This window comes from Amantichitinum ursilacus (assembly GCF_001294205.1).
Lineage (GTDB): Bacteria > Pseudomonadota > Gammaproteobacteria > Burkholderiales > Chitinibacteraceae > Amantichitinum > Amantichitinum ursilacus.
On the sequence record NZ_LAQT01000007.1, the window covers coordinates 206118 to 223794 of the forward strand.

Consider the following 17677-nt stretch of genomic DNA (forward strand, 5'->3'; position numbering starts at 1 on the left):
GCGGCGCCTGCCCGGCACCATCGGTGCCAATTTTGAGCTTTAGCAGGGTTGTCACAATGAAATACCGACTGCTTGCAGGCCTGTTGTTGGGCCTGTTCAGTGCGGCGGCGATGGCGGAAGATATTTCTGGCACCGTAACCCGTATCGACTATCAATTGCGCGACCCGGCCTTTTCGTTGTCTGACGACACCGCACAGACCGTGTCCACCCTCTTCGGTGACGATTCCGTCGCCAGCATCCATTACGATAACCTGTGGGATCGCGTGCGCGGCGGCTTTGCGCTGCAAGACGTGGACAGCCCGCTGGTGACCAAATGGGAAAACTATTACGCCGCGCGCCCTGATTATCTGGCGCGCATTATCGATCGCGGCTCGCGCTATCTGTACTACGTGACCAGCGAAGTGGAAAAGCGCGGCATGCCGATGGAGTTTGCGCTGCTGCCGATGATCGAAAGCGCGTACAACCCGAAAGCCGAATCGAGCGCCAAAGCGGCCGGGATGTGGCAGTTCATTCCCGAAACCGGCAAGCGTTACGGGCTGGAGCGTACCTGGTGGTATGACGGTCGTCGCGATGTGGTGGCCGCTACCCAAGGCGCGCTGGATTATCTGCAAGAACTGTATGGCATGTTTGGCGACTGGCAACTGGTGCTGGCTTCGTACAACTGGGGCGAAAACGGCGTCGCGCGCGCCATCGCCAAAAACGAAGCGGCCGGGCTGCCTACCGATTACGCCAGCATCCGCATGCCGGACGAGACGCGTAATTACGTGCCCAAGCTGCTGGCCGTGCGCAATATCATCGCCAACCCGTCCGCCTATGGCATCACGCTGGCAGCGCTGCCTAACCAGCCGTACTTTGCGACGGTCACGCCGGGCCGGCATATGGACGTGAAAGTGGCGGCCGAACTGGCCGAAGTGCCGGTGGATGAATTGCTGCGCCTGAACCCGGGCTTTATCCGCCCGGTGATCGCGCACAAAGATGATCGCCAACTGGTGCTGCCCGCCAACAAGGTCGATATTTTCGAGAAAAACCTGGCCGCCAATGGCGACAAGCCGCTGCTGAACTGGCAACCGTATGTGACGCATTCGGGCGAAAGCCTGGACAAGCTGGCTACGTCGTTTGGCATTACCGTGGCCGAACTCAAAGATATCAACGATATCGGCAACCGCGAACGCGTTGCGCGCGGCCAGACCATCCTGGTGCCCAAGAGCGCCGATATCGACGCGACCGAACAGCAAACGCTGGTGGCGCTGGCCGCCAACCGCGCGGCTGATCCGGTGGATACGGGGGCGCAAGATGCGCCGCGTAAAGTGCAGATTGCCACGCCGCCCGCGCATGTGGTCAAGGTGGCGCTACGCCAGTCGGCCCAGGCCGCTGCCCCCGCCGCGGATGACGACACGCCCAGCACCTATCGCGTGGCACGTGGCGATACCGTGTTCAACATCGCCAAGCGTTATGGCATGAGCGTGGCCGCGCTCAAGAGCATCAATGGTCTGCATGGCAATCACATCAGCATGGGCCAGACGCTGAAACTGGCGGCCAATGCTTCGTCGCATAAAACCAGCGACCGCGGTCAGGCGCAGCGCTATACGGTGCGCCGCGGCGACACCATGGCCTCGATTGCGCACAAGCACAATGTGGATACGGATGACCTGAAACGCTGGAACCCGCAGCCGTTTTCGCCGGGCATCCAGTTGGTGATTTATCAGCCTAATGGTTAATCAAATGGACAGACCTGGCTAGCGCGGGTCTGGACGTAAAAAAGGCGTCGACGCAATGTCGACGCCTTTTTTACGTGGTAATTCTTAGCTGTTCTTGCGCACTCGCCGACGCGCTGTCGCCATCAAGCCCACCACGCCCACGCCCATCAACGCGTAAGTTTCTGGCTCAGGAACAGGGGCGGTCGGAAAAGCGCGTGTGCCATAAAAATTGCCAATCTGGCTAAGCCCAAGCGTATAGATGCCTGTACCTGTGCTGCTGTCCAGTGCGCCTACCGTATAGATAAAACTACCCTTGTACTCAGTGACGCCGGTGGCGTATGTGTTCGGCGCAATCCCTTGAGAGGACTGCCCGGTCAGGCTGGAGTCGAACAGACTATCCACGCCACCACTGACCAGAGCAGGGTCGGCCGGCAGGGTAATCAGCAAGTCGTAATCGACGGTGATGGTCCCCGCGTAGCCATTTGTAGCAATGGCAAACTGCAGTCCAGTGCCCGCCCACGTTGCGGTGTCCTGGGCAATGGGCCAGTACTGCCCAAGCGCATGAAAACCGAGACCATCGGAGTCCAGCGTTTGCGCTAGCGCGGCATGAGTGGTGGCAATGCTGAAATCCGTAGTGGCAGGCGCGGCGAGCCCGCCCCCCGCAATGTCAGAGCCAATGATGCCACCGGACGTTTGAGCCGGCGTGCCGTTAAGGCTCAAACCATTGCTTAACTGAATACGCGTGGTCAGATCGAAGCTTAACGGAACTACGGTGGCGTGCGCATTGGCCGCAGCAGCGGCGAGCAGCGCTGCTGCAATCAGGGCGGGGCGAAAGTTCATACAAGACTCCATGGGGGTGGTTCAGGCGGAGGTGCCGAAGGTGGAGACCAATAATCTCCAAGCCAATCTTATATAGAACATAATTTAAAAGTTTTATTCACGTAAGCATTGTGACCAACGAAGGGTATCGATTTTTTTGTCCGCTGATCTGCGATCATGCGGCCATTTTGTGAACGACATCACGCATTGTGTCGGCCGGTGTCGGACAAATGCTGATTCTGCTGCCGCAGCGTTGACAGTGCCGGGAGCCTCCGCATAATCGGGACGGATGGTAAAAATACCATCGCAGTTCCTAAAACAGTACAAACAGTTGTAACCGGAGGATGTACCCATGAAGCACAAATTGTTCGCACGCGGACAAGGGAAAGTCGCGCTTGTCGCTTTGCCTGCCCTGTTTGCCTCGGCCATGGCCATGGCTTACCCCACCTGGGTGGATGGCGGCACTTATTCCGCAGGCACCATCGTTTATTACAACGGCCATGATTACAAAGCGCTGGTTACCCAGACCGACTATGCCGGCGCGGGCTGGAACCCGGCGGCAACGCCTAGCCTGTGGCAAGACCTGGGCGTAGATAGCGCCACGCCGACACCGACGCCCACACCAACGCCAGCACCGACCCCCACGCCCACCCCGGCGCCGACGCCCAAACCCACTCCGACGCCTACTCCGGCGCCGACGCCCACGCCGGCTCCAACGCCAACCCCGGCCCCCACGCCGACGCCCGCGCCCACCCCGACGCCGTCTGGCTCGCTGGCCAAGCACGCGCTGGTGGGCTACTGGCACAACTTCACCAATCCGAGCGGCCCAACCTTCCACATCGCCAACGTCAGCAATGATTACGACGTGATCGTGGTGGCCTTCGCCGACAACGCAGGCAACGGTAACGTCAGCTTTACGCTCGACCCCGATGCCGGCACCGAAGCGCAATTCATCGCCGAAATCGCCGCCAAGAAAGCCGCAGGCAAAAAAGTGGTGTTGTCGCTCGGTGGTCAGGACGGTTCGATTACGCTGAACAGCGCCTCGGACGTCACCAATTTTGTAAACAGCCTGTACGGCCTGATTACCAAATACGGCTTTGACGGTATCGATCTGGATCTGGAAAGCGGCAGCGGCGTAACGTCCGGCGCGGCCATCATCAACAACCTGGTCACCGGTGTTAAGCAACTGAAAGCCAAGGTCGGCAGCAGCTTCTATCTGTCGATGGCGCCTGAGCATCCGTATGTGCAAGGCGGCTACATCACCTATGGCGGAATCTGGGGCGCCTATCTGCCGATTATCGATGGCTTGCGCAACGAGCTGACCGTGATCCACGTGCAGTACTACAACAACGGTGGCCTGTACACGCCGTATAACGCCAATGCCTTGCCGGAAGGTTCGGTGGATATGCTGGTGGCTGGCAGCAAGATGCTGATCGAAGGCTTCCCGCTGGGTTACGGCAATTCGGGCAGCTTTACCGGTCTGCGTCCGGATCAGGTGGCGTTTGGCGTACCGAGCGGCAACAAGTCGGCCAATACCGGCTTTGTGACCACCGCGACCGTCAACGCGGCCGTGGATTGCCTGACTACCTTGACCAATTGCGGCACGGTTAAACCGAACCAGGCTTACCCGACCTTCCGCGGCGTCATGACGTGGTCGATCAACTGGGACAAGTACGACGGCTTTAACTTCAGCCCGGCGGTGGCGGCGCATCTGCACGCCTTGCCGTAATCCCGGCAACGCACCATAGAAAACGGGACCAGTCGGTCCCGTTTTTTTATCCACGCAAGCCCGGCAAAAACCCGCTTACTTGTGCGACTCCAGCACGCGCGCCAGATAATGCCCGGTGTGCGATTTCTTGTTGGCGGCCACATCTTCCGGCGTGCCCACCGCGATAATCTCGCCGCCACCCGCCCCGCCTTCGGGGCCCAGGTCGACAATCCAGTCCGCGGTTTTGATCACGTCCAGGTTGTGCTCGATGACGACCACGGTATTGCCGTGCTCGCGCAAGCGCCGCACCACGCCCAGCAGCAGATCGATATCGTGGAAGTGCAAACCCGTGGTCGGCTCATCCAGGATATACAGCGTGCGGCCGGTATCGCGTTTGGATAATTCCAGCGCCAGCTTCACCCGTTGCGCTTCGCCACCCGACAACGTGGTGGCCGACTGACCCAGGCGGATATAGCCCAGGCCCACGTCCATCAGCGTCTGCAGTTTGCGCGCCACAGTGGGCACGGCCTGGAAGAACTCCAGCGCATGCTCCACCGTCATTTCCAGCACTTCGGTGATGCTCTTGCCCTTGTATTGCACTTCCAGCGTTTCGCGGTTGTAGCGCTTGCCGTGACACACATCGCACGGCACATACACATCCGGCAAAAAGTGCATCTCAACCTTGATCACGCCATCGCCCTGACACGCTTCGCAGCGGCCGCCCTTGACGTTAAAGCTGAAGCGCCCCGGGCCATAGCCACGTTCACGACTGGTAGGCACGCCCGAGAACAACTCGCGGATCGGCGTAAACAAACCGGTATACGTGGCTGGGTTGGAACGCGGCGTGCGGCCAATCGGCGACTGATCAACGTTAATCACCTTGTCGAACAGATCCAGCCCGTTGATTTCCTGGAACGGCGCCGGTTCGGACGACGCACCATTCAGATCACGCGCCGCAATCGCGTACAGCGTGTCGTTGATCAGCGTGGACTTGCCGGAGCCCGATACGCCGGTAATGCACACCAGCAAACCGGCGGGCAGCGCCAGATCAACGTATTTAAGGTTGTTGCCGTGCGCGCCTTTCAGCGTGAACCACTTGTCTGGATCGGGTGAACGGCGCGTTTCCGGCAGCTCGATCCGACGCGCGCCGCTGAGAAATTGACCGGTAATCGAATCCGGATTGGCCATCACTTCTGCGGGCAACCCAGCGGCAATGACCGAGCCGCCATGCTCGCCCGCACCGGGCCCCATATCGACCAGGTAATCGGCGGCGCGAATGGCATCCTCGTCGTGCTCGACCACAATCACGGTGTTATCCAGATCGCGCAGGCGCATCAGCGTGCCGATCAGGCGATCGTTATCGCGTTGATGCAAACCAATCGACGGTTCGTCCAGCACATACATCACGCCGGTCAGCCCCGAACCAATCTGCGAGGCGAGGCGAATCCGTTGCGCCTCGCCGCCCGACAGCGTGTCGGCGCTGCGTTCCAGACTCAGATAATCAAGGCCGACGTTAACCAGAAAGCCCAGGCGCTCGCGGATTTCCTTGACGATTTTCTCGGCGATCTGCGCTTTATTGCCTTCAAATTCCAGCGCGGTAAAAAACTGGCTGGCATCGCGCAGCGCCATTTGCGCAATCGCATGCAGCGTTTCGGTGCCGACTTTCACAAAGCGGGCTTCCCGGCGCAGACGCGAACCGCCACAGCTTGGGCACGGCTGGTTATTCTGATATTTGGCCAGTTCTTCGCGCACCGTCATCGAATCAGTCTCGCGATAACGGCGTTCCAGATTGGGGATGATGCCTTCAAAGCTATGGATGCGTTCGAACTTGCTACCGCGTTCATTCATATAGATAAACGCGATCTGATCCTTGCCCGAACCATGCAGCACGGCGGTGCGCACTTCGTCGGTCAGGTCTTCCCAGGCCGTGTTCAGATCAAAGCCGTAATGCTCGGCCAGGCTGCCCAACATCTGAAAATAGAACTGGTTGCGCTTGTCCCACCCCTTGATCGCGCCAGCGGCCAGGCTGAGCTCTGGATGCGCCACCACGCGTTTGGGATCAAAGAAGGTGATCTGGCCGAGGCCGTCGCACTTGGGACAGGCGCCCATCGGATTATTGAACGAGAACAGACGCGGTTCGAGTTCGGGCAGGCTGAAGCTGCACACCGGGCAGGCAAAGCGCGACGAGAACCAGTGTTCTTTGCCGCTATCCATTTCCACCGCAATGGCGCGGCCATCGGCGTGACGCAAGGCGGTTTCAAACGACTCGGCCACCCGTTGTTTAAGATCGGCGCGCACTTTAAGACGGTCGATCACCACTTCGATGGTGTGTTTTTTGTTCTTGTCGAGCTTGGGCACGGCGTCGAGTTCGTAGGTCTCGCCATCCACGCGCACGCGCACAAAACCTTGCGCGCGCAGCTCGTCAAACAGCTCCAGGTTTTCACCTTTGCGGCCCACAATCAGCGGAGCCAGAATCATCAGCCGGGTTTCGTCTTCCAGCGCCAGCACATGGTCCACCATCTGGCTGACGGTCTGTGATTCCAGCGGCAGATCGTGATCCGGGCAGTACGGCGTGCCCACGCGGGCAAACAGCAAGCGCAGGTAATCGTGGATTTCGGTGACGGTGCCCACGGTGGAGCGCGGATTGTGGCTGGTGGCCTTTTGTTCAATCGAGATCGCCGGGCTCAGGCCTTCGATCAGATCAACATCGGGTTTTTCCATCAGCTGCAAAAACTGGCGGGCGTAGGCCGACAAAGACTCGACGTAACGCCGCTGGCCTTCGGCATACAAGGTGTCGAAAGCCAGAGACGATTTGCCCGAGCCCGACAGCCCCGTAATCACCACCAGCTTGCCGCGGGGCAGATCGAGACTGACGTTCTTGAGGTTATGGGTGCGTGCGCCGCGTATGCGGATCAGCGGGATATCTTGTTCTGCGGTAGGACGGTAGCTCATTATCCGGGCCTGATGCCAATGTGCTGAATGCCCACGCGGGCAATCCGTGAATATAACAGAATCGGCCAGTAAGGCCGGGCGTTGCGAGGCCCAATGTGATAAAAACCGGCGGCTGAACCTGGTGTGGTGCGCCAGCCTGTTAGAATGGCGGTTTTCCGCTCTTGATCAGTGCGACGAATCGCTTATGCAAACCAGCGCCACGACGACGGCCACGCCCGCCAACACGACGCCCGCTGCCCAATCCACCGCCTTTGGCGTGTTGGGCGCGATCAGTTTTTCGCATCTGCTCAACGACATGATCCAGTCGTTGTTCCTGGCGATCTACCCGATCCTGAAGGGTGGTTTTCATCTGAGCTTTACCCAGATTGGCCTGATTACCTTGACGTATCAGATCACCGCTTCGCTGCTGCAACCGGTGGTGGGGCTGTATACCGATCGTAAACCGCAACCGTATTCGTTGCCGATCGGCATGGGCTTTACGCTGGCGGGTTTGTTATTGCTGTCGGTGGCACCCAGCTTTGGCTGGTTGCTGTTGGCGGCTGCGCTGGTCGGCACCGGGTCTTCCATCTTTCATCCGGAATCCAGCCGCGTGGCGCGGATGGCTTCGGGCGGTCGGCATGGCCTGGCGCAGTCCCTTTTCCAAGTGGGGGGCAACCTTGGAAGTTCAATGGGGCCATTGCTGGCTGCCGCAATTATCGTGCCGCATGGTCAAGGCAGCATTGCCTGGTTTTCGCTGGCGGCGCTGGTGGCCATGGTGGTGCTGTACAAGGTGGGCGGCTGGTATCGCATCCACCGGCAGGGCGCGCGCGCCAAGGCCAGCCGCGTCGCCGCGCACAACCTTAGCCGTAAACAGATTGGCACTTCGATTGCCATTTTGCTGGCGCTGATTTTCTCCAAGTATTTTTATATGGCCAGCATCGGCAGTTATTTCACCTTTTACCTGATCCAGAAATTTGGCGTTTCGGTGCAATCGGCACAGGTGCATCTGTTTGTGTTTCTGTTTGCCGTCGCCGCGGGCACCGTTATCGGCGGGCCGGTGGGTGATCGTATCGGGCGCAAGTATGTCATCTGGGCGTCCATCCTGGGCGTTGCTCCTTTTACGCTGGTGCTGCCGTACGCCAATCTGTTCTGGACCGGCGTCCTGACCGTGATCATCGGCGTGGTGCTGGCTTCGGCGTTTTCGGCCATCCTGGTGTATGCGCAAGAACTGATTCCCGGCAAGGTGGGCATGGTGTCGGGTCTGTTCTTTGGCTTCGCCTTTGGCATGGGCGGCATCGGCGCCGCCACGCTGGGCGTACTGGCTGATCACACCAGCATCGAATTTGTTTACCACCTATGCGCGTTCTTGCCCTTGCTGGGTTTGATCACCATGTTCCTGCCTGATCTGGACCATAAACGCGCAGCCTGACCCGCTTAGATACCCATACGATGAATCCTCTGGAATTACGCGCTTCGCTCGGCCTGGCCGGGTTGTATGCCCTGCGCATGCTGGGCATGTTTCTGATCTTGCCGGTGTTTGCGCTGTACGCGACGCATCTGGATGGCGGCAACAATCACGCGCTGGTGGGCCTGGCGTTTGGCGCTTATGGTCTAACCCAGGCGTGTCTGCAGTTGCCGTTTGGCATGTGGTCCGACCGGGTCGGCCGCAAAAAAGTCATCTACGTCGGCCTGGTGCTCTTCGCAATCGGCAGCGTGGTCTGCGCCAGCGCGCACAGCATTGAATGGATGATTGCGGGCCGCGCACTGCAAGGCGCTGGGGCTATTTCGGCGGCGATTACCGCGCTGCTGGCCGACCTGACGCGCGAAGAGAATCGCACCAAGGCCATGGCCATGATTGGCGGCAGCATCGCCACCACCTTTGCGGTGTCGCTGGTGGCTGCGCCCACGCTGGCCAACTGGGTGGGTCTGCCCGGCATCTTTTTGCTGACCGCCGTGCTGGCCGTGGCCGCGCTGATCGGCGTCTGGAAAATCATCCCGTCGCCCACGTTGTCGCGCTTTCATTCCGATGCTGAAGCCAACCCCAGCCGCCTGCCCGCCGTGCTGAAACACCCACAATTGCGCCGGCTTAACTACGGCGTATTTGCGCTGCATGCCGCACAAATGGCCATGTTTACCGTCATGCCTTTGCTGCTGGCCAGTACCGGGCATATTCCGGTGGCACAGCATTGGGAAGTCTATCTACCCGTGGTGCTGGTCGGCTTTGTACTGATGGTGCCGGCCGTCATCATCGCGGAAAAACGCAATCAGCTTAAACGCGTGTTCTTGCTGGCCATTGCCTTGATGCTGGTCGCGCAAACCGGCATGGCTTTGTATATGCCTAATCTGCTGATGATCTTTGTGTGGCTGGGCTTGTACTTTATCGCCTTCAATATTCTGGAAGCCACGCAACCCAGCCTGATCAGCAAGATTGCCCCCACCGACGCCAAAGGCACCGCCATGGGCGTGTACAACACCTGCCAGTCGCTGGCGATGTTTGTGGGCTCGGCCGCCGCCGGTTATCTGTATCAGCATGTCGGCGCGACGCCAGTATTCTGGCTGTGCGCGGTGTTGATGGCCGTCTGGCTGGTCGTCACGCTGGGCCTGCAGCCACCATTGCCGGTTAAAACACAGATGTTTCATATCGGCGAAGACTGGCGCGGCAGCGCGGCCGAACTGTCACAACAGCTGGGTCGCGTGGCAGGCGTTAAAGAAGCGGTGGTGTTGCTGGACGAGCGCGTGGCCTTGCTCAAGGTGATGCAAAGTGGCTGGGACGAGGCGGCGGTGCGCGCCTTGATTACCCAGACCGGGGCCGTTTAAGCGCTGTCCGATTGGTACTTTTTACGTTCTCCGCAACGCCATAATCTCAAAATGTGATGTCTACACGCGGCAGGCCTGAAAACGGCACTGCCGCGTTGTTTTTCGCACCCCGGCAGGCAGGCCGCCAGGCCGCATCTACGCTTGATCCAGCTCAAATTTAATTGCGCGTGGCAAGCAAATACTCGCTCCCCATTACCCAAAGGGAGCAACCGCAATGACCGTCCGCCGCCGTACCGTCCATCACACCCTCCGCGCCAGCGCCCTCAGCCTGAGCCTGTTAACCGCCCTCAGCTGTGCCCACGCTTTTGATATCGACGTACGTGGCGAATATCGCACTGGCAGCGAGCAATATCGCAGCCGCGTCAAAGTAGTCAATGTGTGGCAAAACGGTTTTGGTGCGTCGCTGGAAGCTGGCATTTTCAATGGCCAGGGTTCAATCGACAGTTTCCGTAGCGACTACAACGAAATCGAAGCCTGGTATGCCGTGCCCGTTAGCGAGACCGTCACCCTGCTGCCCGGCGGCGTGCTGACATGGAACACCAATGGCTCCATCATCAAGCCCTATCTGCGGGCCAACTGGATGTTCTACCCCACCTGGCGTGCCGATGCGCGCGTGCGTTATGACCACGCCAATTACGATTCGGTGACCCGTCGCGGCATGCCCGCTGGCCAGGTTCACAGCAACAACGACAGCGCGTGGCAGCTCGATTTCTTCCTGACCAAATTCATCGACAAAACCGCCATCGAATACAACTACGCGTGGAACAAAAAAGACGATAGCCAGTTTGTTTACAACAACGGTCGCAACACGCAATACCTGCACAACCTGAAAGCCACTTACACGCTGCAGCCCAACCTGCTGCCGTATGCGGAGGTGGCTTATATGGGCAACACGGCCGATCTGATGAATGACAAAAACGAATGGCGGCTGCGGCTGGGGCTGATCTCGCGCTTCTGATTGTGTAGGGCGGGGCCTGCGGGCTCCGCCGCTGCTGGCCCCGATTCGTTTTTCAGGATGCCGTTGTGCCCCAAGCTGCCTATCCCCCTGTGTTCGCCTTGCAAACGCGGCAGGGCGCATTGCTGACGCTGCGTAGTGCAGACCATGAACATCTGGCGCACATCTTTGTTCTGGAAAATGACATCTTGCGTGTGCTGGTGCTACCTGGCGCGCAACTCAAGCAGCCGCACAGCTGGGCGATCGCGCCTGGCCTGGCGGAAGTCCCCACCGCGGGCCGCGACCGTTTTGACCTCCGCGGCTTTACCCTGCCCGATTATCAGATCCGGCATTTGCCGGGCCAGTTGGTGGTAGAAACCTGCCAGCTACGGCTGACCATTACGCTGGTAGGTTTACGCTGCCATTGGCAGAACTACCTCAACGGCGCATGGCATGACGTTGCCGCCGATCGCGCGTGTCAGAGCCTCAACTGGGGCAGTTGGGATCAGCGCGTTTATCACTATCTGCAGCACGACGAGCGACAGATGTACTTTGGCCTGGGCGAACGCAGTGGACCGTCCAACCGCGCAGGGCAGCGCTATCGCATGCAGGGCGTGGATGCCAGCGGCTACGACGCCAGCAATACCGATCCGCTGTACAAACATATCCCGTTCTATCTGGCATGGCATTGCGACAGCGCTGCACCGGTCGGCTTCTTTTACGACACGCTGGCCGATTGCACTTTTGATATGGGGCGCGAAGTCGATGCATGTTATGGACCATCGCGCAGCTTTATCGCAGAACATGGCGATCTTGATTACTACGTCTTTGGCGGCGACAGCCTGCTGCATATCGTACAGCGCTATACCTGGCTAACCGGGCGACCTGCCTTGATGCCGCGCTGGGCGCTCGGCTGCAGCAGCGCGGCAGTGCGTGAGCTGGCGGCGGCCGATACTCAGCGACGCGTTGATGAGTTCATCGCCAATCGCGCGCAACACGACATGTTGTGCGATGTCGTACATCTAATATCCCGCCAACGCGATGCGGCGCATGGCCACGCGCCGACTGATCCGGTTGCGCCCGAGGATACCCAGCGCTGGCTGCGCCGCGCGCAAGACCAGGGCGTGCATTTAATCGCCGGTATCACGCCTGGCTTGCTGCATAACCACCCTCGCTTTACCGAAGCGGCAGCGCAGGGCCTGTTTATTAAAGGTTATGACGGCAAACCACAGCGGTTGCCGTTGCGCGGCGGCTCCGGCGCCTATCTCGATTTCACCCAACCCGCCACGGTGCGCTGGTGGCAAGCCGTACTCAAAACCACGCTGCTGGATGCAGGCATCAACGCGTTGCGGCTCGATGACGCCGAATACGACATCCGCAATGCGGACGCCATCGCCTATCAAGCTGGCCAGCGCGTGGCGGCATCCGAAATCAAACCGTTGCAACCGTTGCTGTCGGCGCAGGCGTCCTGCAAAGCCTTGCAGACCAGCTACCCCACCCAACGCCCGCTTCTGACATCTCGCGCGGGCTTTGCCGGCATGCAGCGTTATCTGCAAACCTGGTCCGGCGAACCGCGCGCTGGATGGGATACCTTGCGCTTTAACATCAAAATGGCGTGGGGACTGGCGCTGTGTGGGGTTTCCAATACCGGCCATGCTCTGGCGGGCAACGCGCCCGCACCGTCAGAGCGCGAACTATATCTGCGCACGCTGCAGGCCCATCTGCTTTTGCCGCGTCTGGGTTTTCAGCCTTGCACCGACGCTGGGAGCCCGCTTGCGGCGCCATGGCATGACGCCGGGTTGGTTGCGCCGTTACGGATGCTGCTGCAGTTGCGCGAGCGGCTGTTGCCGCACCTGTACCACTTGCTGTGGCGCGCCCACGCAAAGTTTGAGCCTGTAGTCCGCCCTACTTTGCTCAATTTTCCCGACGACGCAGATTGCTTTGCAGACAATGATGACTGGATGCTGGGCGCGGATTTGCTCATCGCGCCCGTCGTGCAGCCCGGCGCAACCACCCGCGCGGTTTATCTGCCGCAAGGGTGCGGCTGGTTTGACGGCTATCGCGGCAGCTATTACCCGGGCGGCCAGACGGTCACGGTGTCCGCGCAAATCACCGACCCACCGGTGCTGATGGTGCGTGCCGGCGCGATCATTGCGCTGAACACCGCCACACAATATGGGGATGAACGTGCCGACACGCGTGGCTTTGCGCTGTATCCGCCGTCGGGCGAAGGCCAGTATTGCGGCGAATGTTTTGACGATGATGGCATTTCGCCGCTTAGCCTGGCCGCTGGCGCAGCGCATCTGTGGCGGCTGAAGCTGGACTGCCGTGATGACGCATTAAAGCTGACGCTCACGTCGCCCGACCGCTTTCGCAGCCACGAGGTGGTGACCTTGTATCTGCCGGAACAGGAAACCCGCCCGCTACGCGCCCCGGGCTGGCATGTGGCCCCGGGCGAACCCAGCGCGCCCAGTCGGAGCCTGCTTTTGGTGCGCAATAACGCCGCGCCGCCGTAACCACGCCGTGGATGGCCCACCGCAGCTTTTTATGCTGGGGTGTACAGGCGGCCGCTCCCCGCGCAGCGCCTGGCCCGGTATACTGTGCGGCTGACAAACCGCCCCATCGGGCGGTCACCCGCGCGGGGCTTGCAATACAGCGCCGCGCGTCATGCTTTAACCGGCCGCAGACCTGATGGCTCTGTGCCTTATCTCTCAAGGAACCCCTATGGCATCGCTCAACAAAGTGCTGCTGATCGGCAATCTGGGCCGCGACCCGGAAACCCGCTATCTGCCTTCCGGCGGCGCTGTCTGTAATTTCAGCATCGCCACCACTGACCGCTACAAAGACAAGCAAGGTCAGCAGCAAGAAAAAACCGAATGGCACAACATCACCATGTACAACCGCCTGGCCGAAATCGCGGGTCAGTACCTTAAAAAAGGTAGCGCGGTGTACATCGAAGGCCGTCTGCAAACGCGTAAGTGGCAAGACAAGGCCACCGGCGCCGACCGTTACACCACCGAGATCATCGCCGACCAGATGCAAATGCTGGGTGGCCGTGGTGGCGCAGGGATGGGCGGCGGCGGCCAGGAAGGCGGCTACGACGATTTCAACCAGGAATACAGCGCCCCGGCCGCGGCAGCACCGGCGCCGCGCCCGCAACAATCGGCGCCAGCCCCCGCGCCCGCAGCCCAGCGCCAGCCAGCGCGCAGCTTTGATGATTTTGAGGACGATATTCCGTTCTGATCCGCACCCGGCTGCATGGGTAAAAACAAGCCCGCACTTCAGTTTGAAGCGCGGGCTTTTTGTTGTCCGCCGAAGGCGTCGCTACCAGCCAATGCGCATTTCGCCCGGCGGCTTGTATAACGGTCTGACCGCAGCGCGCACCCCATCTTTTCCACATAGCGATTTTTAACAGAATCATGGAAGCCGTGTTTACGCGTTAGTGATTTCAAATACGACCATTGCTTTTATCGCGGCCATCTCGTGCACGGCAACTCCACCCACGCCGCGACGCTCCCAAAATTCTGCCCGCACCTGCCATTGAGCTTGCCTACCGTCGTCCGCACTTACTTACACGCCGATCTTTTTCACATGCCACGACCCGCCTTGCTGCTCAACGAACAGTGCGCCGCCAGGTTGTACGCATCACTCATTCTCAGCGCTATCGATTCAAGGAAGTCTATGTCCGCCCTGTTTACCCCGTTCCAGCTTAAAGACGTCACGCTGCGCAATCGCATCGCCATCCCGCCCATGTGTCAGTACAGCGCGGTGGATGGCTTTACCAATGAATGGCACTGGGCGCATTACGCCGGTATGGCGCGCGGTGGTGCGGGTCTGGTGATTGTTGAAGCCACCGGCGTATCGCCCGAAGGCCGCATTACTCCAGGCTGCACCGGCTTGTGGTCCGACGAACACATCAGCGGCATGGCGCGCATTGCCGCCAGCATCAAGGCAGCGGGTGCGGTGCCGGGCATCCAGATTGGCCATGCCGGTCGCAAAGCCAGCGCCAACAAACCGTGGGAAGGCGACGACCATATCGCCGCCGATGATCCGCGCGGCTGGGACACCCTTGCGCCGTCGGCCATTGCGTCTGGCGGTGGACTGCCCAAAGTGCCCAAAGCGATGACGCTGGACGATATCGCGCGCGTAAAGGCCGACTTTGTATCGGCGGCGCGGCGGGCGCTGGAGGCGGGCTTTGAATGGCTGGAACTGCATTTTGCCCACGGCTATCTGGCGCAGAGCTTTTTCTCGGCGTATAGCAATCAACGCACCGACCAGTACGGCGGCAGCGCCGAAAACCGCGGCCGCTTCTTGCTGGAAACGCTGGCGGCCGTACGCGAAGTCTGGCCCACCCATCTGCCGCTGACCGCCCGCTTTGGCGTCATCGAATACGACGGCCAGGACGAGCAAACGCTCACCGAATCAATTGAACTGGTGCGCAAAATGCATGCAGCCGGTCTGGACATGCTCAATGTCAGCGTCAATTTTGTGATCGCTGATACGCAGATTCCATGGGGTACGCCAGCATTCCTTGCGCCCGTGGCCGAACGCGTGCGGCGCGAAGCAGGGTTGCCGGTGGCGTCGTCATGGAGCATGGACGATCCGCACACCGCGCAACGCCTGATTGCCGACCAGCAGCTGGATCTGGTCATGATCGGCCGCGCGCATCTGGCCAACCCGCATTACGCGTACGCGCTGGCGCAGATTCTTAAGCAGGATCGCGCCGACTGGCTGCTGCCCGCACCGTATGCGCACTGGCTATCGCGTTATAACGGCCCCGGCAAAGTCAGCGCGTAACTGGCTCGGCGTTACGGCACGTACTGATCGCACCAACCGGCCCCGGCCACCTGTTTGCCTTTGATCAAGCTACAGGCGCCGGTGGCCGAATTGGCCGGTGGATTGTAAAGCTCGCAGGTATCGCAGCGCTGGCCTGCGGCATACGACGGATGCCTGGCTTTGTCGACTTTGCTGGCATCGGCGACGTAGCTCAGCTTGATGGCGTCGGGGTCGGATTCGGCCAGCAGCGGGTCTTCGGCACGGACGACGCGCGCCAGCACCATGGCCAGGCTGGCGGCAGGCAGGGTTTGCAAGAGAAAGGTGCGGCGTGTAGGCATGGCAGGCTCCAGAGGGGATGCCGGTCTAACGCGCCAGCTGCCTGTCGCGCCGACCGCCCTCTTTGGTTTTATACGCGGCCAACCGGTGTTGGCCCGCTCCTTCTGTCATGCCTCAGAGCGCGGCGCGCCACATCCCCTTCAGCGTCCGCCCAGCGACGCCAAGGTATCGCGCTCCGCCCGTTGCCCCGCCATTTGCTCGCGGATCAAACGCCCCAAGGTGGCAATTTCGCGCTCGGTGTCGGGCAGAAAACGATGCCCGGCATTCAAGCGCATACAGTTGTAGAAACTGGCATCCAGGCTAAACAAGCGCCCCGGCGCAAAGCGTATGTCGTGATCAAGCGCGCGCCGCTGCAGCTCGGTACTGTCCACGCCATGCGGTAGTTCCACCCAGATCAGAATGCCGCCGGGCGCAGCCGCCATGCGGGTTTCGGGCGGGAAATGTGCTTCCACCGCCGCGCGGTGTGCGCTGGTGTAATCGGCCATGGTTCGGCGCAGCCGACGCAAATAGGGTTCGAACTGGCCACTGGCCATAAATGTGGCCAGCGTGCGCTGGAACAGCAACGGCGGCGGCTCGCCCTTGGCCATGAGCGCGTATTCAAATGCGTAACGCTGGTTACCGGTAATCGCAAAGCCTACCGACATGCCCGGCCCCACCAGAAAGCCCAGGTCCGCGCAGTAATACACATTGCCGGTGCGATCAAACGCCTTGAACGGCAGCGGCCGCGTTTTGCCAAAATACAACTCGCCCACGCTGTCGTCTTCAATCAGCGGCACGCCGTGTTGCGCCAGCAAATCTACCGTACGACGTTTGGCGGCATCGCTCATCAAGCTGCCGGTGGGATTGGGGAAATTGGCGGTCAGCACCGCAGCGGCGATTTTTTCGCGGCGTAGTGCAAACGCCAAGGCATCCACCGACAAACCATCGACCGGATGCGCTGGAATTTCCAGCACCTGCACGCCCAACGTATCCAGCAGATTAAGCAGCGCCATATGGCTCGGCGACTGGATGGCCACCACATCGCCGGGTTTGGTAAACAGGCGCAAAAAGGTATGCACCGCCTCGGTTTCACCGTGCGTGATCAGCACTTCGTCGGCGTCCCAATGACAGCCAAACAGCACAGCGCGCCTCGCCAGTTGTTCGCGCAAGGCGCTAGAGCCGCCACAGACCGAGGCGCGCGCCAGAATGCCGGGGTCGCGCCGCGCCTGCAGCGTCATGATCCGTTGCAGCGCCACGCCGGGATAACAGTCCGGATCGATCAGCGCGCGGCACAGGCGGTCATCATGGTCGCTGCGATGAAATTCGCGCATCAGCGCCCGCTGGGCCGACAGCGCTACGGGCAACGGCCGCGTGATGGTGGGCGCGGTCTGATGCGGAAAGCGCAGATGGTTGTCAGGGCGGCGCACATAAAAGCCCGAGCGTGGGCGCGCTTCGACCAGGCCCGCATCTTCCAGCAAATGCAAAGCGTGGGTGACGGTAGCGGGGCTGGCCTGGAACGATCGGCACAGATCGCGCACCGAGGGCAGCTTTTCACCGGGGCTTAACTGGCGGGTTTCAATCTCTTTTTGCAGGCGTGCAGCCAGCTCGCTGTAGCGCGTCGCACCAATACGGGGCGCTTCAGGGACCGCGTAAGCGTCTGTTTCCATAGGCGAATAGGCA

General features: G+C 60.4%; 12 protein-coding genes. 8 read left to right on the forward strand and 4 right to left on the reverse strand.

What is annotated here, in order from left to right:
* Positions 1 to 56: 56 nt before the first annotated feature.
* Positions 57 to 1718 carry a lytic transglycosylase gene (locus WG78_RS09575; RefSeq protein ID WP_053937587.1) on the forward strand — a complete coding sequence of 554 codons (1662 nt, stop codon included), beginning with the start codon at positions 57 to 59 and terminating at the stop codon, positions 1716 to 1718.
* An 84-nt stretch (positions 1719 to 1802) separates the two neighbouring features.
* On the opposite strand, the gene WG78_RS09580 is transcribed toward WG78_RS09575, so the two are convergent.
* Complete coding sequence (locus WG78_RS09580) at positions 1803 to 2537, reverse strand: PEP-CTERM sorting domain-containing protein (protein ID WP_053937588.1); 735 nt, start codon at positions 2535 to 2537, stop codon at positions 1803 to 1805.
* 331 nt (positions 2538 to 2868) lie between these two features.
* On the opposite strand from WG78_RS09580, the gene WG78_RS09585 reads away from it, so the two are divergent.
* Positions 2869 to 4245: a chitinase gene (locus tag WG78_RS09585; protein WP_083458887.1), complete on the forward strand. Its 1377-nt coding sequence runs from the start codon at positions 2869 to 2871 to the stop codon at positions 4243 to 4245.
* A gap of 75 nt (positions 4246 to 4320) precedes the next feature.
* Here WG78_RS09585 and uvrA read toward each other — a convergent pair whose 3' ends face one another.
* Complete coding sequence (uvrA, locus tag WG78_RS09590) at positions 4321 to 7176, reverse strand: excinuclease ABC subunit UvrA (protein WP_053937589.1); 2856 nt, start codon at positions 7174 to 7176, stop codon at positions 4321 to 4323.
* A gap of 184 nt (positions 7177 to 7360) precedes the next feature.
* On the opposite strand from uvrA, the gene WG78_RS09595 reads away from it, so the two are divergent.
* From WG78_RS09595 to WG78_RS09620, 6 genes are all read left to right on the forward strand, one after another.
* The gene (locus WG78_RS09595) at positions 7361 to 8584 is read left to right on the forward strand and encodes an MFS transporter (protein ID WP_053937590.1); all 1224 of its coding nucleotides are present in this window, start codon (positions 7361 to 7363) and stop codon (positions 8582 to 8584) included.
* Between the two features lie 20 nt (positions 8585 to 8604).
* The gene (locus WG78_RS09600; RefSeq protein WP_053937591.1) at positions 8605 to 9972 is read left to right on the forward strand and encodes an MFS transporter; all 1368 of its coding nucleotides are present in this window, start codon (positions 8605 to 8607) and stop codon (positions 9970 to 9972) included.
* Positions 9973 to 10186: 214 nt separating this feature from the next.
* A complete protein-coding gene (locus WG78_RS09605) occupies positions 10187 to 10930 on the forward strand; it encodes an oligogalacturonate-specific porin KdgM family protein (RefSeq protein ID WP_053937592.1) in 744 nt (247 codons plus the stop codon).
* A 65-nt stretch (positions 10931 to 10995) separates the two neighbouring features.
* Positions 10996 to 13422: a glycoside hydrolase family 31 protein gene (locus WG78_RS09610; protein ID WP_152969137.1), complete on the forward strand. Its 2427-nt coding sequence runs from the start codon at positions 10996 to 10998 to the stop codon at positions 13420 to 13422.
* 208 nt (positions 13423 to 13630) lie between these two features.
* Entirely contained in the window at positions 13631 to 14149 is a 519-nt protein-coding gene (gene ssb / locus WG78_RS09615; RefSeq protein ID WP_053937594.1) for a single-stranded DNA-binding protein, read from the forward strand.
* A gap of 438 nt (positions 14150 to 14587) precedes the next feature.
* On the forward strand, positions 14588 to 15703 hold the full coding sequence (locus WG78_RS09620) for an NADH:flavin oxidoreductase/NADH oxidase (protein ID WP_053937595.1): 1116 nt from the start codon (positions 14588 to 14590) through the stop codon (positions 15701 to 15703).
* 11 nt (positions 15704 to 15714) lie between these two features.
* Here the strand turns inward: WG78_RS09620 and WG78_RS09625 are convergent, their stop codons facing one another.
* Together WG78_RS09625 and WG78_RS09630 are read right to left on the reverse strand one after the other, a co-directional pair.
* Positions 15715 to 16020: a high-potential iron-sulfur protein gene (locus tag WG78_RS09625; protein WP_053937596.1), complete on the reverse strand. Its 306-nt coding sequence runs from the start codon at positions 16018 to 16020 to the stop codon at positions 15715 to 15717.
* 138 nt (positions 16021 to 16158) lie between these two features.
* Complete coding sequence (locus WG78_RS09630; RefSeq protein ID WP_053937597.1) at positions 16159 to 17664, reverse strand: aminotransferase-like domain-containing protein; 1506 nt, start codon at positions 17662 to 17664, stop codon at positions 16159 to 16161.
* Positions 17665 to 17677: the final 13 nt, after the last annotated feature.